A 19472-nucleotide genomic window follows, 5' to 3' on the forward strand; every position below is an offset into this window, starting at 1 on the left:
GCAGACAGGGGAGAGCGTCCGGCGTCGGATTGCGGAAGGACTTCGCTTCGCGGGTCGTCCCACGGGAACTGACGGTTCTCCAGATCGAACCTCTCTCGTTTAGGATACAAAAAGGTAACTAGATGCGTAATGACCTGTTTATCGACGGAATTTGGGTGAAATCTGAGAAGGGAGGCACGATCGACGTCGTGAACCCTGCGACTGAGGAGGTCTTTCACCAGGTCGCGGCCGGAACAGCGGACGACGTCGATGCGGCGGTCAGAGCTGCCCGGAAGGCGTTCGACCAGGGCGAGTGGCCGAGAATGTCCGGCAGTCAGCGGGGGCAGTACCTCCGTGCGATCGCCGAAGGCATTAGGAACCGCCTGAGCGAGCTCGCGCGGCTGGAAGTTCTTGACAACGGAAAGCCGCTTCCGGAAGCCGAATGGGATATCGGCGACGCCGCAGGCTGCTTCGATTTCTACGCAAGTCTCGCAGAGCAACTAGACAACAAGCCCGAAGAGCAGATCGAACTCCCGGACGACCGTTTCACGTCGAAGGTGGTCAAGGAACCGGTGGGCGTCGCAGGCGCGATCATTCCCTGGAACTATCCGTTGCTCATGGCCGCCTGGAAGGTGGCGCCAGCGCTGGCTGCCGGGTGCACCATGGTCCTCAAGCCATCGGAACTGACTTCGTTGACGGCACTTGAGCTGGCGGCGATCGCGGAGGAGGTGGGTCTGCCTCGCGGCGTCCTCAACGTCGTCACCGGACTGGGTTCGGAGGCTGGCCAAGCGCTCACCGACCATCCTGGTATCGACAAGCTCGCTTTCACCGGATCGGTCCCGACCGGGTCAAAGGTCATGGCCGCGGCAGCACGCGACATCAAGCGTGTCAGCCTGGAACTCGGTGGGAAGTCGCCCTTCGTGGTGTTTGAAGATGCCGACGTCGAGCAGGCCGTCGAGTGGATCATGTTCGGAATATTCTGGAACCAGGGGCAGGTCTGCTCAGCGACTTCCCGCGTGCTTGTCGAACAGGGGCTCTACGAGAAGCTTCTCTCTCGTCTTGTGGAGGAGTCCGGCAAGATCACTATCGGAAATGGCATGGACAAAGGAATTCTGCTGGGGCCGCTCGTTTCCGCCAAACAGCACAAGCAGGTGACCGACGCGGTGGAAGCCGCGACGCAGTCTGGAGCGACGCTTGCGGCTGGCGGAAGACGGCCCGACGCCTTGCAGGAGGGCTATTATATCGAGCCTACGGTTCTTACCGATGTTCCGCTGGAGAGCGCCGCCTGGACCGAGGAGATCTTTGGTCCCGTTGTCTGCGTACGTCCTTTCGCAACGGAAGCCGAAGCGATCGCTCTTGCTAACGATTCTCGCTTCGGGCTCGCGGCAGCGGTCATGACAAAGGACGACGCGCGGGGTGAGCGCGTAGCGTCGGCCCTCAGGGCCGGGATTGTATGGATCAACTGCTCGCAGCCAACGTTCACCGAAGCGCCGTGGGGAGGATACAAACAGTCCGGCATCGGCCGTGAGTTGGGACGCTGGGGTCTTGAAAACTACCTCGAGACGAAGCAGGTAACGAAGTACGTCACGGAAGCGCGATGGGGTTGGTACATCAAGAATTGACAGTGCGCCGGCGACCGCTGAGCATTTCCGATCGTTCTTATCCACGGAAGTGCGAGGTCCGTTTAGACGCCATTTCTGCTGTCTATTCGTGCTTGCCTCATGGAGGCTATCGACATCCATGTAGGCGGGGAATCTGCACTGGATTGTTGTCGGTGGTGTATCGAGCCGCCCGGTCGCTCCGTTGCTTCAAAGATGAAGTTTCCTTGAGACAATGCGGTCGGCCCTCGGCAGATATTGCTCAAGGAGCCCGGGGGGATGCCATCCGTCGCTATACATACGCCGACCTTTTCCTGCAGCGGGAGAACCTGACGGCGGACGCTCGCTTCATCATCATGGATGAGGATGGGCTATCCGTTGATCTCGGGCACCAACACCATGAGCGCCACGATTGCACTTCCAGAGACGGGCAGGATCGCAATAAAGCTGGCGTGTAGAAGCCCGCTTCGGAAGTACCCGGAGGTCTGATCGCCGGCGACACGGGAGTGTGGGTCCGGAAAGGTTACGTCCATTTGCTATGAAGCTGGTACCCCTTCCTTCATCCCGGCGTGAACGTGACCGTTACCGGAAGCAGTTGGAACCGGCAAGATCGCAGATCGCCTTGGATTTCACCAATCCTCTCACACCCGTGGGACGGGCTGCAGTCGCTTCTTGAGACCTTGACGGGCGGCCGCCATTCCGGACCACGACCAACGTTGACAATGCGACGTGACAGATCATCGTGCTCGGTTGAATGCTGCGGAGCTTTGGCCCGCGAAGGAGGAAGGCATCGTTCGCAAATACTATGGGCTACCGCCCCTAACCACATTGGCCGTCTTCGAGGCGACTGCTCGTCATTCGAGCTTCGCGAGGGCTGCCGAAGAGATGAATGTCACCACCGGGGCCATCAGTCGCCAAATCAAATCGCTTGAAGAAGAACTCGGTGTGAAGCTGTTCGTTCGGGAGAAGAACGGTATCGAGCTGACCCCGGCCGCTCAGGACCTCTTCGCCGAGGTTGCGGCGAGTTTCGCTCGATGTTCGGTGGCAATCCGGGCCATCAAGTCTGACACACGTATCGAGAGCGTGACCTTCGCCTGTACCGACGCCTTCGCGACGCTGTGGCTGATGCCAAGGATGGCTGACTTCTGGAACCGCCATCCGGATATCACCGTCAATCATCTGGTTTCCGATCAGATCAGGGACTTCCGCAATGCCGAGGTCGACATGTTCGTCAGGGCGGCTACCGGCGTTTGGCCAAACGAAAACACCGAACCCCTGTTTGCCGACTTCATCTACCCGGTCTGTGGTCTTGAGTTCGCGGAACACCACAAGGACGTTCCGGTGTCCGAGCTCTCGCATCTGCCGCTTCTTCACATGGACTGGACCAACCCTGACTGGCCACGCTGGCAGGATTTCCTGCAGGTGGCCTCGATACCTTACGAGGGGCTTCGTGGAAAACGGTTCGGAAAGTACTCCGTTCTTCTGTCGGCGGCCGAGGCGAACCAGGGCGTTGCGCTCGGCTGGCATTCGCTCGTCAGTTCATCGGTAAAGCAAGGGAAGCTGGTCCGCATCACCGATCTCTCAATGCGCGATCCGGTCGGATTCTGTCTCGCCTGGAATGGAAAGCGAACGCTGTCCGCATCGGCGCTTGTTCTCAAGGACTGGATCCTCGATCAGGCGCGCCATTCCGAGCATCTGTCCTCTCCCGTATAGGCCGTCGCATTCTCCGGCCCGCTCCGGAGAGCGATGCGAGGAACTCAAGTCCTGGTGAGTTTTTTGCGCGATACCAGGCGTTTCACGGCTGCTAGCTTGCGTGCACCAACGGCTGCTGAGCCGAAATGGAAGCTCCGAATTAGCAGATGATAAAATCTGGGAAGAGACCGATGACTTCAAAAAGCGAGATGCTCGAACTTCTGGACAACAGGAAACAGGGCCATGCGCTGGAAAGGCCGTTCTACACCGATCCCGGCATCTTCCAGCTCGATATGGAACACATCTGGTACCAGGAATGGCTGTTCGCCGGACACGAATGCGAGCTGCCGAAGGCAGGCGGCTACCTGACCCTCCAGGTCGGCGAGTATCCCATCATGATCGTCCGGGATGAAAAAGGAACGATCCGCGCGATGCACAATACGTGCAGGCATCGCGGCAGCAAGATCTGCAAGGAGCACAAGGGGAATTCGGCGAAGCTCGTCTGTCCCTACCACCAGTGGACATATGGCCTCGATGGCAATCTGCTGTTTGCACGTCACATGGACGCGACCTTCGACAAGTCGCAGCATTCGCTGATGCCGATCGCATGCGAAGTTGTCGAGGGGACGATTTTCATCTGCCTGTCCGAGAACCCCAGGGATTTCAGCGTGGTGAGACAGCATGTCCTGCCGTATCTGAGCGTACATCGCCTCAAGGATGCCAAAGTCGCGCACGAGATGACCATCATCGAGAAGGGCAACTGGAAGCTGGTCTGGGAGAACAATCGTGAGTGCTACCATTGCGCGGCGAACCATCCCGAACTCTGCAAGACCTTTCCGGAGGCTCCGAGTGCGACCGGTTTCGCGGGCGGAAAGATCGATGCGGAGGTCACCGAGCTGTGGTCGAGATGCGAGAACGCAGGCGTTGCCAGCCGCTTCAAGGTGGATCCGACGGGACAGTTCCGCACGACCCGCACGCCGTTGCTCAACGCTGCAGACAGCTACACGATGGATGGGAAGATCGCAGTCAACAAGCTGCTGACCGACGATGGAGGTGCTGGCAACGTCGGGGCTCTGCTCTTCTATCACTATCCCTCGAGCTGGAACCACTATCTGCTCGACCACGCCGTTACCTTCCGCGTGCTTCCGATCAGCGCAACCGAAACAGCGGTGACGACCAAGTGGCTCGTCAACAAGGATGCTGTCGAAGGCGTCGACTACGACAAAGATCGTCTTACCCATGTTTGGATTGAGACGAATGATCAGGACCGCCAGGTCGTAGAAGACAACGCCGCCGGGATCATGTCGCCTGCCTACAAGCCGGGGCCGTATTCCGAGCTCGAGGAGGGCGGCGTGATGCAGTTCGTCGAATGGTATGCATCGTTCATAACTCCGCGGCTTCGCGACAAGGCCGCCGCGCCACGGTTGAGCGTAGCATGAACTCGATGGCCACATTCAACGCGGGGGCTGTTCTTCAGCTTCCCGAATGCCCCGCCAGGACGAGCGAAGTCTGGGTTGGTGCGGCTCAGCAGCTACGTGTCGTAAACGTGGTCGACGAGGCCCCTGACGTGAAGACGTTCATGTTCGAGGCGGAACGACCATCGCTGTTCAGCTACAGGGCGGGGCAGTTCCTTACCCTGGAACTGCCGACGGCGGCTGGCCCGCTGCTGCGCACCTATACGATCGCATCGTCGCCGTCTCGCCCAATGACGATCTCCGTCACGGTCAAGGCACAGGCGACGAGTATCGGCACGCGCTGGATGTTCGAGAACCTGAGCAAGGGCAGCCTGTTGAAAGCAATAGGCCCCGCAGGAGCGTTCACGCTGGACCTGAGCAGGAGGCACAAGCTGCTTTTCGTCTCGGCAGGATCGGGCGTCACGCCGATGATGTCGATGCTTCGCTGGCTGTCTGATGTGTCGCCGGACGCTGATGTCACTTTTCTGCATTGCGCGCGTTCGCCCGCGGATATCATCTTCCGCACCGAACTGGCGTGCCTGGCACATTTAATGCCCAACCTGAAACTCGGCTTTGTCGTCGAACATCGGTCGTCGGACTGGTCGGGACTTTCGGGCAGACTGGACTCAGGGAAGCTCAAATGTTTGGTTCCCGATCTTCTCGATCGGGAGATCTTCTGCTGCGGGCCCGATCCGTTCATGGCCGGGATGAGGTCACTGGCCGCTGCCGCCGGCTTCACGATGGAGCACTATCATGAGGAGGCCTTCTCGTTCGCTCCGGCGGTGACGGCGGAGGTAGTCATCGAAACGACACGGCACCCGCCTGCTGCGGAATCCGGAGCTGCTGGCACATCAGTCCGATTCCAAGTCTCGGGAGTAGAAGGGAACGCTACGCCAGATGAAACAGTACTTGCGGTCGCGCGTCGATGCGGCGTTCGTCTTCCCTCAGTGTGTGAAATTGGCCTCTGCGGGACGTGCAAGGTAAAGATGGCATCGGGGGACGTCGACATGTCCCACGACGGAGGGATCACTGGCGAAGAGATCGCGGAAGGATATATCCTCGCCTGTTGCTCCAAACCACTGTCGCCCGTCGAAATCGAAATATAGGGAACTGGTCAAATGCATGTGATGGCACTTCTGAAGCGTGAGATGTTCAATGTCTCGATACATGGCCAGCCAGCGTCTCTCGAGGATGTGTTTCCGAACTGGCACGAGCATGATCGTTTCGGACTGGTAATCGACGAGGTCTTCGGAGGCATTGGCGCCACTCACCTCCTGCAGTTGGCGATGACGGCATACTATGATGTTAAGGTGTCGCGCCGCACGACCCTGACGGTCTATCCGGAAATATACGCCTTCCATATCGGAAAGGGTCATGGCGCCCATGCGCACTACGACTTCTGGCCCGCCAGGCGGGAAGTTATTCTCAAGACGTTGGACCACCGCGAAGTGCTTGATGCGATAAACGACCGAGGTATCACGCGCCTGGCGGTACCCGACAGACCGATGCGTGATGTCGTCCATCGTCCGAAGGAAGAGGATGCCGCCTTCGACAGGATCGAGTCTGCGTTCGTCTACAGCGCGTCCGGACGGACGGCCGCCGCTGATCTCGCGATCTCGGGAAACGACAAGCGGACCGAGCACAATCCTCGCCAGACGCTTCGCCCGCTATCCGAGCTGCGTCAGAACCGCGTTTCCTCGGCAACCGGACGGCCAGTCAAGGAGGCCGACGATACCTTCCTTCACTGGATCGTCGAGCGCGAGGCGGACGTCACAGACGAGGATCGCGCCCTCGTGCAGTCCCGCCGGGACGCTCTCAAGGTCGACGGTCTCGTCGAGGAGACCTATCGCCGAGTGGGCATTGCCGAAGCCCTGAAAAGGCTGGCATCCGCAGGCGCGCCGGCAAAATAGAGCGTGGTATTCGATTGCGTCGTTTGCGACACCAGCCGATTGTCTCGTAAGGAACGAAAACGCCGCGTTCGAGCATTGAAGCGAAAATAGAGCTAGATCGCACGCGCGACAATCTCGATTGGCTTAAGGCGCAACCAAGTGCGCCTTACGCAACAACCATCGTCGCCCTTGCCGGGAAAGCTGCTCGTCGCGATGGGGAAATGTGTGACGGCGGGCGTTGAAATCAAGGTTTCCGTCATGACGGCTGCTTAACGAGACTACACACCGACACTCATCCCTCGAGGCTCGATCAGCCTCGGTGGATCCAGAAGGCCAACCGAGATCCCAGCTGGCTCTGACGCCGCATCAAAGACAGGTCTCGCCGTTTGGGCCCATGCCGCCGCCGCCGCGGCGGTGGGGTCGCCAGCGTCATGCTGCCGGCAGCACGCTGATCGGGATGTCGTCGCTCTCGTCGCCGCGCTCGAAGGCCATTTGGTCGGCGAGCTGGCGGAGTTGGTTGAAGTCGGCTGGGCCGTCGAAGGAGATGCCGCCGAGGCGGATGGCGACGGAAAGCGGCGCGTCGTCGGCGCTGAAGGTGGCCGCGGAGACGCGCGTGCGGATGCGGGTGCCGATGTCGCGGGCGTCCTCGATCGTGGCGCCAGGCAGGAAGATGCCGAGTTCGTTGGTCGCAAGCCGCGCCACGAGATCGCCACGACGAACCGAGGACTGGATGATCGAGGCAAGCGATTGCATCACGGTGTCGGCCCATTGCGGCCCCCAGCGGCGGCCGATGTCGTCGAGCGTATCGATGATGACGGCGATGACGATGCCGCCTGCATCGGTGCCGGCATGCTTGCGCCGGTCGACAAAGTGCTCGACGGCCGCGGCAAAAGCGGTGCCGTTCAGCGTCTTCGTCACGCTATCGTAGCGCGCCGCCTGGGTGACGTTTTCCCGCATCTTGCGGATGACGCCGTTGTTGAGCTGCAAGGCAAAAAGCAGCGGAAAGGCCACAAATGCGGAAATCAATGCTGCACCGACAAATCCGACCAAAAATGGTCGATCCGGCATCAATAGGTTTAATAAAAGTAAAAGACCAACGGAACCGATGACGGCGCATAGTGCGCCGAGCGTGGCCCTCCACAGGGCTTTGGAAATGGTGGCGGAGGGATGTCGCTGTTGTCGAATCATATCGGAATTATACCCGTTCTCTAATGCTGCATCAGCTAAACAGGAGCCCGAAAAAACCGGCTTAAGAAATCCTGTAAAATTTGTTGCTTTGCACAGTTGTTTTCACGAATTAACTGTCTTCGAACGAATATCCGGAACTGTTGTTTGCGCTTGGTGCCCGGTTCGCGACTGAACCCCAGCGCTTCATCTCGATCCATGGTCCTGGGCGCGTTTCATCTTCAACGTGTGAATCGGCATGGGGTCACGATGCCGGTAGGCACACAAGCAATTGTTTTCGCTGCAGCGTCTGGGGTCGTTACTTGATGCTTATTTACACTCGCTGGCGGTGCCGAAGGTTCTAATCCCATCAACTGCGCCAGATGTCGAATGCGGGGAGCTCAAGACTTTAAAGTTCAACGACGGCTTTGCACCTCCGTGTCGGCGGTAGAGAGCGGCTTCGCAGCTTCCTGAAAGCAGACCTTGCTGGCGATCCCGCTGGAGCTCGTGGTTGCGCAGGCAGTCGCTGTTGCTCATCCTCCGTGCAAATGGCGGCAACAGGTTCAAGATCGGACATTAATCACCCGTCATTGTACGATGCCGGCCTTGCGTAGCCCCTCCATGACGAGCTCGAAATCGGCGGGGTTCTTGAAGGGCAAGACTTTGCGACGGTATTCCAAGGAGTAGCTGGGATTGACGTGCAGCACCTCTTGCCACATCGCGCGAGCTTCTTCGAAACGGCCGAGGTGCCCGTAGCAGGCGGCCAGAAGCGCGCGCGAGACATCGGTGACGGGGTTACGGCTCACGCGCTGCAGCAACAGTTCGACGGCTTCTTTGTACCTTCCCAGTTGAAAAAAGGCCCAGGCCTGAAAGTGGAGAACGACATCCGGAAAGTACGGGTTCAGGACCCTCGCCCGATCGAAATAGGCGAGTGCCTCCTCGGATCTGCCTGAATAGAGAAGTGCCTCGCCGAGGCTGACCTGCCCTTGGGCAAAGTTCGGATTGAGGACTAACGCACGCTTGGCCTCGCTGATGGCTCTATCGTGCTGTCGCGAGTAAAGGTTGACCAGACTCAGCGCCCAGTGCGCCACGGGATCGCTATCATCCCGCGCTACCGCCAACGTCGCTGCCTCTTCGGCTTGCTCGATCGAGCGCTGCGGCGACGCGCTCCACCGGTTCAGGTAGTCGAGCCCGTGGGTAAGGGCGAGGAAGGCGTGTGCCGAGGCGAAGTTCGGGTCCAGTTCGACGGCACGTTGCAAAAGCTCGCGGGCGTCGCTGTTCGTTTGCTTCGTCAGCCGGTGCCACAGCTCCCGGCCACGCAAGAAGCAGTCATACGCCTCGGGTTGCCGGGTCTTCCCCGGCGCCAGTCTTTGCCGATCGCCATCTGTCAGGTTGACCGCCAGCGCGTCGACAATCTGCTGCGTGACATCGTCCTGAACCACGAATATGTCGGTCAGGTCGCGATCGAACCGCTCCGCCCATAGATGCCCGCCGGTGGTCGCGTCGATGAGCTGCGCGGTGATGCGTACCCTGTTCCCCGATTTGCGTACGCTACCCTCAAGTACATGCCGCACGCCGAGCTTCGTGCCCACCTCCTGCACATGGACGTTCTTGCCCTTGAAAGTGAACGACGAATTGCGGGCGATAACGAAGAGCTGCGACAGCTTCGATAGCGCCGTGATGATGTCTTCCGAGATGCCGTCGGCGAAGTAGTCCTGTTCGGCGTCACCGCTCATGTTGGTGAAGGGCAGGACGGCGATCGACAGCTTCGGCGACACTGCCGTCGCCGGTTGGCTCGTCGCGGTTTCCGAGGTCGCGGCTGCCTTGGTCCCGGCGCTGCCGACTTGCAGCGAATAGACCCGGATCGGCTCGGCGATGTTCTTGAGCTGCGTGCTCCCGAGATCGCTAACCGAGAGGTCGAGCCTTGACTTGACTTGGCGATAGGCATCCTCGGACAGGCAGATCGCGCCCGCCGCGGCGACGCCCTCCAATCGCGAGGCGATGTTGACGCCGTCGCCCATCAGATCGCCATCGCTTTCCTCGACGACGTCGCCCAGGTGGATACCGATCCGGAACTCGATGCGACGGTCCTGCGGCACGCCGTCATTGCGCTCCACCATACCGTTCTGCACCTCAATGGCGCAGCGTACGGCGTCCACCACGCTGCGGAACTCGACCAGCGCACCATCGCCGGTGCGCTTCACCACCCGGCCATGGTGCACGGCGATCGTCGGATCGATGAGATCGCTACGCAGTGCCCGCAACCTCGCTAGGGTGCGGTCCTCGTCGGCGCCGGCAAGCCGGCTGTACCCAACCACATCAGCGGCCAGGATTGCAGCCAGCTTTCGGTTCTCGCTCATGGCGCCGTCTCCTCACTTTCACGATAGCAGGGAGACAGAGGGCAAGAAAGAACTTTTGGCCGCTGCTCAGAGCGATCTTGGTTGAGATCGAGTTGGCCATGGCTCATGTGGACGCGCCGACGTTGTAGCCCTGCGCAATGACTGCTCTGTCAGCCTCCCGGCCGTTCGGACGCGGTCTTTCGAAAGCCCACTCAGGGTCAGGTCACGACGATGCCCGGGCCTACCCGAATGCCCGCTCATTGAAGATCCGCAGCCGGAACTTGCCAGTCCGCTTACAGCCCAAGTCTGTCATTCCATGCAGGCGAAGCCGGTGTCCGTTAGGACCATTGTCTGCCTGGCGTTCTCGATTCTGACGCACCACCAAACTACCCCGAACATCACACATCGTCGGAATAGCGCAAGTCCGCCACTGCGGCGATATATCCACCGATATGATAATATCCAACGAGACATAGAAGCTCGATGAGTCCTGGTTCGCCTATGCGTCTGATAACATCCGACAGCCGCACGTCGCCGACGTCGTCATTGGCGAGTAACTCCTGCACGAATGCAGCGATCGCCCTGTCATCCTCGGATAGTTCGTCGGGAATGCGACCGACAAAGAGATCCTCGATCGCGGCTGAACTAAGAAGTTCCTCTCTGGCAACGAGCGCGGCGTGGAAATGCCATACATAGTCGGCGCCGATCCTACGGGCAGTCAACAGGATTGCCACTTCCACGATTGCCTTGCTGAGGCGCGTGCCCCAACGAAGAGCCTCGCCCAACGCCTGCACGCGCTGTGCAATTTGAGGCGTATGTAGAAGCAGGCGCAGTGGCCCGCGAACACCTCCGCGAGGTCCGCTAGCGATTTCGTTGCGAACGCGGAGTTGATCCTCGGACATTGCGCCCTGTTCGGGAAAGTCGATACGCGAGCAGATTGCCATGGTTATTGATCCCAAAACGCTGCCTAATCCGCGTTCGCGGAATGACGGCACTATAACGACGAAAATAAGGTTACTGGCAGTAAGCACGATGCACAGCGGGCGAGACGCGAAATCTTAAGGTTGCTGCGCGCCAGCGCCAGCGACTGGTTGAAGGTTTTCTTTCATCAGAGGGCGTTCAAAGCCTATGCCGGCGGCGAAGATTAATGATGACAAGCAAAACTTACATGCCCAATGATTTCTCCAGCGTCATAGGTTCCCAGCCCTCGATCCGGGGGCTGAGCTCGACACCTTCGAAGGGTGTGGTTTCGAAAAACCATGATCGCGGCGCTGGGCGACCCCAAGGCTGTTCGAGCGTTCCGACAGTCCCCCATTCGTGCGGCGGCTCTTCCAAATCGATCAGCTGGATCGGCATGATGAAAATCTCCGCCCGATGGCCGTCCGGATCGCGGAAGTAGACATAGAGCATGTGGTCGAGGCCGTGGCGTTGAGGACCGCGTTCCACAGTCTGACCGAAGCCTAGCTGAGCTGCTGCATCGCAGGCGTGGAAGATGTGCGACGACTCCATGATGGCATAGGCGAAGTGGTGCAAGGCCGGTCCTCGCCCGCGAATGTAAACGATGTCGTGCGGGTTATTCTTCCTGCTCATGAACGCACCGGTGATCCGCTCCGGCGTGCCGCCAACGTTGTAGTCCGAGCAACGGAAACCAAGGTTGGAATAGTAGATCGAAGTCTCGTGGGGATCTGGTGTGTGCAGCTGGTAGTGGTCTAGGCGCAGCACTGCTCCGCCCTTGTGAAGCCGGGATTGTCCCAGCATGCGTTGTCGCGTTTCCATCTGCGCCACAAGCTCGATCGGGGTTCCTGCGCAATCATGAAAGCGCAGAGTGCGTTGTCGGAAAGGGATCTCGATCCATTCGCTTCGGATGCCTTGTCTGTCAAAATATGCCTTCGCCCTATCGAGATCCTCTTCGAACTGCACGCGCATGCCGATACTCTGACAACGCGGCGCGCCCGCGGTCTTGCGCAGGACGAGGCTGTGATGGGCGATTTCTTCCACTGTCCGGAGGAAGACCGTCTCGTTGTCCTCGTCGCTGACGACGAGCCCAAAAATCTCGGTGTAGAACTCCTTGCTTCGGCCGAGATCCTTCACCGTCAGCGTCAGGTGACTGGCTCGGGTGATATTGAAAGGCGGGTTGTAGTTAGTGTCAGGAAACTTCATGTTTTCCTCCGATAGCGCACGCTGATCCATTCAAATTTGCCAAGGGTCGATATCGCAGCCGCCGAATTTTTGAGAACGCCGATCCCGCGGATTCCGACTTCATCGAAGTCGTCGACCTTGATTGGGCCGACGCCCTCGGGAGTTCCGGTCATGATCAAGTCGCTGGCGCTGCGTGATGTATTGGGAAAAGCAGGAGAAGATATAAGGTGTTGAGTATTTCATGTGGCGCTGGAATTCCGCCGCTCGGACAACCTGTCGACGCGGGTTCGGATCTGCGCGCCAATCGGATTGAGATCGGTCGCACGGATAGGTCCTAGCGGTCCGAAACGGTCGTAAGCCCCTGCGGGCAAGAATGGGTATCGTGCAACCCGCAACAGTGACGTGACGAACGTGTTTCATCCCACATCTCCTCCCAAACGTGTGCGTGGATTATGCGAACGTTAGCGCAAATGTCAAGCTATCCCACAGTGAGGTTAAGATGATTGTTGCGCTGTGTAGCCTTGCCTGCTTCTTGACTCGGGGAGATAGTCGACTTACCTAGCGCTAACGATGGCACAAGGGATTCCGAAAGCTATGCAGCATACGCCAATTCTATGCCTGACGTTCGACAATCTCGGCGCGGCGCGAAGTGTCTTCGATGGCAAGACGGCGGTTCCCGACCACGCCGCACACGACATTGTTGCCGGCATCCCCAACGTCCTCAGGTCGCTTCGGGGCCTCAATCTGCGAGCGACCTTCTTTGTCGAGGGGTGGAGTGCGCTACACTACCCCGATGCCATAAAGGCTATCGTAGCAGAGGGGCACGAGATTGGGTTGCACGGATGGATCCATGAACCCTTCGCCGAGCTAAATCAGCTTCGAGCGACCCAGTATATTACCGACGGCGTCGCGATGTTGGCCGCGCGCGGCGTTGTGCCAAAGGGCTTTCGCGCGCCGGGCGGCAAACGCGGCTCGTACGCGGAGGAGATCCTTCTCGCGTCAGGGTTCAAGTACGACAGCAGCGTCGAGACATGCATGTCGATGGATATCCCGCGCGACGCATCTCTTTATGTAGGTAACGGGGTTGGGCGACTGCCTTCCGGTCTGATGAACATTCCGTGGGAGTGGTTCATGATTGACGCCATTCATTATCTCCTATCGCCGGATGGAATTCGCGATCCTTTTGCCTTGGCCGAGTATTGGGGGGCAATTCTGCGCAACGTCGCCGCAAAAGGTGGAGTTCTCACGGTCATCTTCCATGCCCATGTTTCGGGCGTCGCCTCCGACAGGCTTGCTGCGATGGAGCGGTTCTTGCATGCGGCGATTGAACTGGGCTTTCGCATTCTTCCTGCCCATGAGGTGGCAAGTCTGGCCGCCAAAGAGTCGCAGAAGGGCTACTAGGCAAGGTAGAGAGCGCCTCGCTCTCTCTCACGCGCTTACCAACAACTTCGTCGTGAACTCCTAACTGCGCGCGAGGGTCGAGACCGTCAAGACGAACCGATTAGCGTCAACGGGCGGATTGTCCGTTGGACTTAGTAGTTCGGTCGATCTCGGTCCTCTAGAACAAGGACCTCAAGCCTTTAAAAACTACAATGGGCTGATTAGGGCTGTACTACCACATTGATGAAGCCGCTGCCGACCTGCGTTACAACGTGATCAAGCGCTTCGTTCGCTTCGCTTAGCCGAAATGCGTGATGTTCTAGGCAACTAAGATCGAGAGTGCCGGCTGCCACCATTCCTGCCATTTGTTGACCTTCCTGCGTCGTGAACCACTTGGACCCGATATATTGCATTTGGTTCACCATGAGAGCGACCGGGTCGAAGCAAACTTGCTCGCGCGTTCCACCGACAAAGACCATTCGCCCACCATTGCTACAAGCGTTAGCTGCGTCGGTCGACAGCGACGATGGCGCCGCAGTCGCAAGTGCCTCCAAGACAATGTCAACGCCCATCCCATCCGTCACCGTCCGAGCCCAATCCGCAATCGAGCCGGAATGAGTTGAGAATGTCTCTATTCGAGTGGGCGAGAGTGCCTTCAGCCGCGCCAATGACGATTCGTCCCGAGCCACCGCGAGTATTTTCGGGACACCTAAGGCAAGCGCCAGAAGCACCGCGCCGACCCCGAGTGTACCCGTCGCGCCAAGAATCAATATCGTACTGGTCGGACCAGCGCCTCCCTTCAGGAGACCTGAGTAGGAGGTGCCTAGATATCCGAAGCGTGTTGCTTGGTCGAAACTCATTTTGGCAGGGAGTTCGACGACACTGGACGCTGGCGCCACCATGTATTGCGCCAATCCGCCCGAAGGATATCGCCGAAACATATCCGGTGAGTCTGGACCAAAGCCAAAGTAGCCGGCGAATGTCGACGCACGGCAACCCATCGGCTTTCCCGCACGGCAGGCCGCGCAAGTGCCGCAGGAGCGGAGCGGATTGATGTAAACCGGCTGGCCCACATTAATCCCGCGTACCCCGGAACCGGTCTCAGCGACGACGCCGGCGACGTCTAGACCAAAAATCGCTGGGAAGGGGGGCAACGGGAGATGCGGAAACCATGTCGGAAAATTATGAATGACATTCTTCAGATTTGGAACGAGGCCGCACGACTTGACTTCAACCAGGATGTCGTCGCCGGAAACTTTTGGAGTCGGAACTTCATCAAAGCTAAAAGGTTCGCCGACACCGTGGATCCGGGCAGCGCGCATTAGGGGCGTTATTGTCTTCGACATCCTGGGTTCCTCTTCGGTAGTTATTCGCGTCGGGTGCGCGTGCAAAGCGTCGCGCCGTTATGATTTCAAGCTTCGTTCGCCGGCGAAGCTCCATGAGAGGCTAGAAACATGCGCATGGGCGATAGTGGAAAGAAATTCACCGCGCTCTGACTGGTTGAGCGACCTCCCGGTCGCGCTCGCGAGTATCGACGACCGTGGTTCGGTATTCTCGCGGAGGGCAGCGGGCACTCAGGGTGCGGGCACTGTCGGTGGTGCGAATACGAGGAATGGGGTCTTTGGCTCCTGACCGGGCCGCACGTCTTCCGGAGCGGTTTCGCCTAGCGCACCTAGCGACGCAATGTACTCGTAGAGCGAACGCATCTGCACCTCGTCCATGTGTCGGACGTTGTAGTATGGCATGGGTGGTAGCGCAGTGAAGTTCTTCAAGAACGAAACCCAATCGTCCTCACTCATCTCCGAAACGAGGAGTCGGAGATTAATCGCATAGGTCGTTCCCCAAGGCCCGCGAAAGCCCACAGGACTGCCGGCAAGTGCGGTTGCCGGATCGATGACGCCGCCCTTCTCGCTGTAATTTGACGTATGGCAGTCATGGCAGCCACCAATGATCGACATCATTTGGCCGTATGCGATCGAGGGCCTTGACGGCTCCTGAGCCATGGCGACGGCGCTCCATAATACTGCGATTGCGGCGGCTGCCGCACTCCATCTTACCATTTTTCTCTCCTCCCGCTTTAACGGCATCTCGCAGCCGCCATTCCGGACCATTCCCTCCAAGAATGTTCCGACGCTTCCCCGATAACCGATGGAAGTAAAAGCTGCTGCGTAGATTACGCTATCGTTAGCACAGATAACAGGAATCGACGTCCCGCGTCAATCCTGTCTGAAGCCGGTTTTGCCCAATCGAGCGAGGCAGGCTGCCAAGATTCGCGGCTTTTAATGCAAACGATAGCGCACTTCAAGTTCTGTTCCTCCCGCTGCCCCATGGCCACCGCTCCGTTTTTCCCGGCAATAATTTCGCCGAGCATCTGATCCCCTTCGTCCGGTGCTATCCTTGCCAATTTCGGTGCCAGCGACGAAGCCCTGTTCGATGTGATCGAGGGTAAGCAGAAGGCGCAAGGCAAGCTGCCGTTCGAACTTCCTTCATCCATGGCCAAGGTGTTGGCGCAGAAATCCGACGTTCCGCACGACACGGCCAATCCGCTGTATCCGATCGGTTTCAGCATGCAGTACTGAACGTGCGACACGTCCGATCTGGTTTGCCAAGGTTGAGCCGGCGCTCAAGCGCCTACGCCGAAACGACTGAAACTGGGGCAAACCTGCCAGTCCGCACCCGGCCTAAAATCGGTCGTTCCCTGCCGAGACTATGAAAAAACGGCACAATCCTCGTCGTTCATTTTTGACGCTCGCCCTTCGATCTCTGCGAATGCCTCTTGGAAAATGATGAGCTTGTGCGCCTGCGCCATTGCGTATTCCGTATAGAAACCGTCCGAAATCCAGATGCGCGAGCGCCCCCGTCGGCCATTCCAGCCTAAGCCGCCGATCGATTCCGCTTCGGCGAACTTCCGGCTGGTATGCGCCCGTGAAAGCGCCAGGAAATCGGCGAGATGCGTGATCGATCTGACATCCGTGAGGTAACCGCCAGGCTGCGATGCGTGTCGGTCGATGCCTGCGACAAGCCGGTCCATCAAATGCCCACCTGCATCGCTCCAGGCGAAGATCCGGTAGAGCGGCCCGGGCATTCGTATCTCAGGGCTCGCCAAGAGGCGATCTCCTATAGCCGGCACGAGGAGAGGAAGCAGCCGTTCGGGCGCGCTGCGAAAGCGGATGCTCCTATCCCCCCCGTCGATACAGTCGAGAGCGGCAAGATGCACCTCATACCACCCGCCGAGCACCGGCAGTGCTTCGGGTGCAGGCACCACTTCCCCCGCGCGGCTCCCTTCGAGCGCCGGAAGGACCAGACGGTACTTCAGGATTTCGTCGAAAAAGGCATAGGCGGTGTTGCGGCTGGAAATGTTGTGCTGGACGGCGAGATGCCCAATAACCCGCCGCGACACGCCCGGTCCGCCTACTTCTGCGGCGCGAAAATGCCGTGTGAGCGCCGCCTGGGAGAGCAGCCATCGCTGCTGCGAGGCGAACTGCGCCGATGAACGCGGCGCGGCCACGTGGCTTGCGACGAAATTCTGAGCCAGCAACCCGATCGCATCGTCAAAGGCTTCCGCCGCCATCAAACGGTCGATCCCGCTCGCTTCCGGCAGAAGGCGGAAGCGCCGCTCAAGCATGGACGTCATCGCAAGCCACTCGAGCGATATAGAGCCATGACAGACAGATCTGCACTCTCTTCTTTTTATCAGGCACGGTCATTCCCCGGTCACAAGCCGCCACCCTGCGACCCGTTCGACAGATAGCCGGGATGGCGGCGCAACGTCCTGAAGGCAGGCCGGAGGAATTCTGAAATTTTCTGATTCTTTTCTGAAATTGCCCGCCGGCACTGGCCGCGCCAGGCCGTCCCCACACGCCCGACCCTACCGGTTGACGGGTCCGCCGGGTGCTCATTATGGTGCGCCGTGTTGCGAAAGGGCGTGGGGGGCACTTGTTCTTATTTTCGGGCTTTGTTCTAGATCCGGACCGTGCAGAATTGCGTGCGCCCGACGGGTCCGTGACCCGGCTGCGCCCAAAAGCCTTCGAACTGCTGAAATTGTTCGTTGCCAACAGCCATCGCGTGCTCGGCAAGCAGGACTTGATGGAGGCCGTCTGGCCCGGCATCCATGTCGGCGAGGACAGCCTTTTCCAGTGCATCCGCGAAATCCGCACCGCGCTCGGTGATAGCGAGCGGCAGATGATCAAGCTGGTCTCCGGCCGAGGCTATCTCTTCGCCCTCGAGGTCACCAACGGACAGGGGCACGAGAAGGCGGCGCCGCAGCTCCGGCAAGCGGGAAACCAGCCGAGCACAAGGCCACGCCGGAGACTTCGCGCCGCGATGCTCGCCAGCCTCGGCGTTCTAGTTGTAGCGCTCCTCATTCTCTTCAGCCGTTCCCTTCTTTTCCAACCATCCCGGCCTGTGCTGGAAGTACTACCGATTACAGATGCCGCCGGTAGTCCCGAGGGTGTCGCGCTCTCCCGCAACATCACCGCCGAGCTGATCGGCGGCCTTTCCAAGATCGAAGGCATCGATCTCGTCGTAAACGAGGGATCGAACACGCGTGCCACCTACAGGGTGCAAGCTGATCTCAGCAAAACTGCACAATCCTGGACCATTCAGGCGCGCCTTATCAATGTCGTCAGCGGTGAGATCCAAACAGTCGCCGAGATATCGGTGAACGCGGGGGAAACAGATCCACAACGTCTCCAGTCCCGCCTTGCTGCGGGCGTCGGCTATGCGCTGGCCGTCCGGATGAACAATCTTGCTCAACCGGACAGTACGCATAGGACAGGCGCGGATATCGCGATCCAGCAGGCCGTCGCGTCGATCAACCAGACGACGCGCGAGCGTTTCGCAACGGCACGGGAGATTCTTGAGAAGTATCGCGCCGCCGATCCTGAAAACGTCGACCTGCGAGTGGCGCTTGTCGGCCTGCATCTGCGCGCTGTGCAAATGGGCTGGTATAGCGCCGCCGAAAGCGCCGCCGCCGAAACCGATGCCCGCGCCTTGCTGGAAGATGCTTTACGGTCGCGACCGCAATCCATACCCGTGCTGGGCGCATACTGCCGCTTCCTGACGGCGACCAACCAGTTCGCCGAAAGTCTTGTCGCCTGCGCGCGCGAGCTGACGCTCAATCCCTGGGACGGCGCGGCGCTCTATCAGATCGGTCTCGCAGAGGTCCAACTCGGCCGCTTCGACGATGGACTGCGGACATTCACCGAGGCCGACCGCTTCGATACGCCGGCGGTCTCCCGCTGGACCTGGCTGCTCGGGGCTGGCTGGGCGAACCTGCTGCTCGATCGCAACGCAGAAGCAATCGGATTGCTGGAACGCTCGATTGCCATCACTCCTGGCTCCGGCCGCTCCTACATGCTGCTAGCGACCGCCTACCGGCGCCTTGGCCGCAAGAAGGAGGCATGGGAAGCGTTGCTGAAAGGCATGGCGCTACGTCCCGACTTCACCGTCCGCACTCTCCCCTTGTCGAGTCACAACGCGAGCGACACCTACCTCAACGCCACCCAGGCCATTCTGCGAACGCTCGTCGAAATCGGCCTGCCGACCGGCGACCCTCGATAGACGCCAAATACCACTTGGCACTCAAGCCGCTACGGCGGCAACGCTCTGCAAGCGACCCCTGCGTGATCGCATAGGTTCCGACGTTGTTCGGCAGCAGTCGGTTCAAGCACCCCCTGACGCGTCGTGAATCGCGGATGTCTGTTCACGGGCAGTCAAAAATGGACGCAGACAATCGCGGAGAATTTTTCTAGCTCTTGCGCGGAAGAGTTCCCTCGAACGGCCAGTTCTCGCGATTGCAGGCAAAGTAGCCGCTTCACGGGCGGATAAAGCATGCGG

General features: G+C 59.3%; 15 protein-coding genes. 8 read left to right on the forward strand and 7 right to left on the reverse strand.

What is annotated here, in order from left to right:
- Positions 1–122 precede the first annotated feature (122 nt).
- The 5 genes from ACXHXG_RS15605 to ACXHXG_RS15625 all read left to right on the forward strand — a co-directional run bounded on the left by ACXHXG_RS15605 (position 123) and on the right by ACXHXG_RS15625 (position 6633).
- The gene (locus ACXHXG_RS15605; protein WP_457899868.1) at positions 123–1601 is read left to right on the forward strand and encodes an aldehyde dehydrogenase family protein; all 1479 of its coding nucleotides are present in this window, start codon (positions 123–125) and stop codon (positions 1599–1601) included.
- Positions 1602–2306: 705 nt separating this feature from the next.
- Positions 2307–3290, forward strand: coding sequence for a LysR substrate-binding domain-containing protein (locus ACXHXG_RS15610; RefSeq protein ID WP_457899869.1), 984 nt, complete (start codon positions 2307–2309; stop codon positions 3288–3290).
- A gap of 170 nt (positions 3291–3460) precedes the next feature.
- A complete protein-coding gene (locus tag ACXHXG_RS15615) occupies positions 3461–4708 on the forward strand; it encodes an aromatic ring-hydroxylating oxygenase subunit alpha (protein ID WP_457899870.1) in 1248 nt (415 codons plus the stop codon).
- On the forward strand, positions 4705–5829 hold the full coding sequence (locus ACXHXG_RS15620) for an FAD-binding oxidoreductase (protein WP_457899871.1): 1125 nt from the start codon (positions 4705–4707) through the stop codon (positions 5827–5829). The genes ACXHXG_RS15615 and ACXHXG_RS15620 overlap by 4 nt, the downstream gene beginning before the upstream one ends.
- Positions 5830–5841: 12 nt before the next feature.
- Positions 5842–6633, forward strand: a complete 792-nt coding sequence (locus ACXHXG_RS15625; protein WP_457899872.1) for a hypothetical protein — start codon at positions 5842–5844, stop codon at positions 6631–6633.
- Positions 6634–7041: 408 nt separating this feature from the next.
- On the opposite strand, the gene ACXHXG_RS15630 is transcribed toward ACXHXG_RS15625, so the two are convergent.
- The 4 genes from ACXHXG_RS15630 to ACXHXG_RS15645 form a co-directional block, all read right to left on the reverse strand.
- The gene (locus ACXHXG_RS15630; RefSeq protein WP_245464130.1) at positions 7042–7662 is read right to left on the reverse strand and encodes a diguanylate cyclase domain-containing protein; all 621 of its coding nucleotides are present in this window, start codon (positions 7660–7662) and stop codon (positions 7042–7044) included.
- Positions 7663–8363: 701 nt separating this feature from the next.
- Positions 8364–10136, reverse strand: a complete 1773-nt coding sequence (locus ACXHXG_RS15635; RefSeq protein WP_457899873.1) for an adenylate/guanylate cyclase domain-containing protein — start codon at positions 10134–10136, stop codon at positions 8364–8366.
- Between the two features lie 377 nt (positions 10137–10513).
- Positions 10514–11059, reverse strand: coding sequence for a hypothetical protein (locus tag ACXHXG_RS15640; RefSeq protein WP_285169851.1), 546 nt, complete (start codon positions 11057–11059; stop codon positions 10514–10516).
- 220 nt (positions 11060–11279) lie between these two features.
- Entirely contained in the window at positions 11280–12275 is a 996-nt protein-coding gene (locus ACXHXG_RS15645; protein ID WP_457899874.1) for a VOC family protein, read from the reverse strand.
- 573 nt (positions 12276–12848) lie between these two features.
- Here ACXHXG_RS15645 and ACXHXG_RS15650 point away from each other — a divergent pair.
- The gene (locus ACXHXG_RS15650) at positions 12849–13655 is read left to right on the forward strand and encodes a polysaccharide deacetylase family protein (protein WP_457899875.1); all 807 of its coding nucleotides are present in this window, start codon (positions 12849–12851) and stop codon (positions 13653–13655) included.
- A 200-nt stretch (positions 13656–13855) separates the two neighbouring features.
- Here the strand turns inward: ACXHXG_RS15650 and ACXHXG_RS15655 are convergent, their stop codons facing one another.
- Complete coding sequence (locus ACXHXG_RS15655) at positions 13856–14980, reverse strand: alcohol dehydrogenase catalytic domain-containing protein (RefSeq protein ID WP_457899876.1); 1125 nt, start codon at positions 14978–14980, stop codon at positions 13856–13858.
- A 228-nt stretch (positions 14981–15208) separates the two neighbouring features.
- Positions 15209–15694, reverse strand: a complete 486-nt coding sequence (locus ACXHXG_RS15660; protein ID WP_457899877.1) for a hypothetical protein — start codon at positions 15692–15694, stop codon at positions 15209–15211.
- Between the two features lie 375 nt (positions 15695–16069).
- On the opposite strand from ACXHXG_RS15660, the gene ACXHXG_RS15665 reads away from it, so the two are divergent.
- A complete protein-coding gene (locus ACXHXG_RS15665; protein WP_457899878.1) occupies positions 16070–16213 on the forward strand; it encodes a hypothetical protein in 144 nt (47 codons plus the stop codon).
- 128 nt (positions 16214–16341) lie between these two features.
- On the opposite strand, the gene ACXHXG_RS15670 is transcribed toward ACXHXG_RS15665, so the two are convergent.
- Positions 16342–17268 carry a hypothetical protein gene (locus ACXHXG_RS15670; protein WP_457899879.1) on the reverse strand — a complete coding sequence of 309 codons (927 nt, stop codon included), beginning with the start codon at positions 17266–17268 and terminating at the stop codon, positions 16342–16344.
- Positions 17269–17636: 368 nt separating this feature from the next.
- On the opposite strand from ACXHXG_RS15670, the gene ACXHXG_RS15675 reads away from it, so the two are divergent.
- Positions 17637–19196, forward strand: a complete 1560-nt coding sequence (locus tag ACXHXG_RS15675; protein WP_457899880.1) for a winged helix-turn-helix domain-containing protein — start codon at positions 17637–17639, stop codon at positions 19194–19196.
- Positions 19197–19472 lie beyond the last annotated feature (276 nt).

The organism is Rhizobium sp. LEGMi-198b, assembly GCF_054114205.1.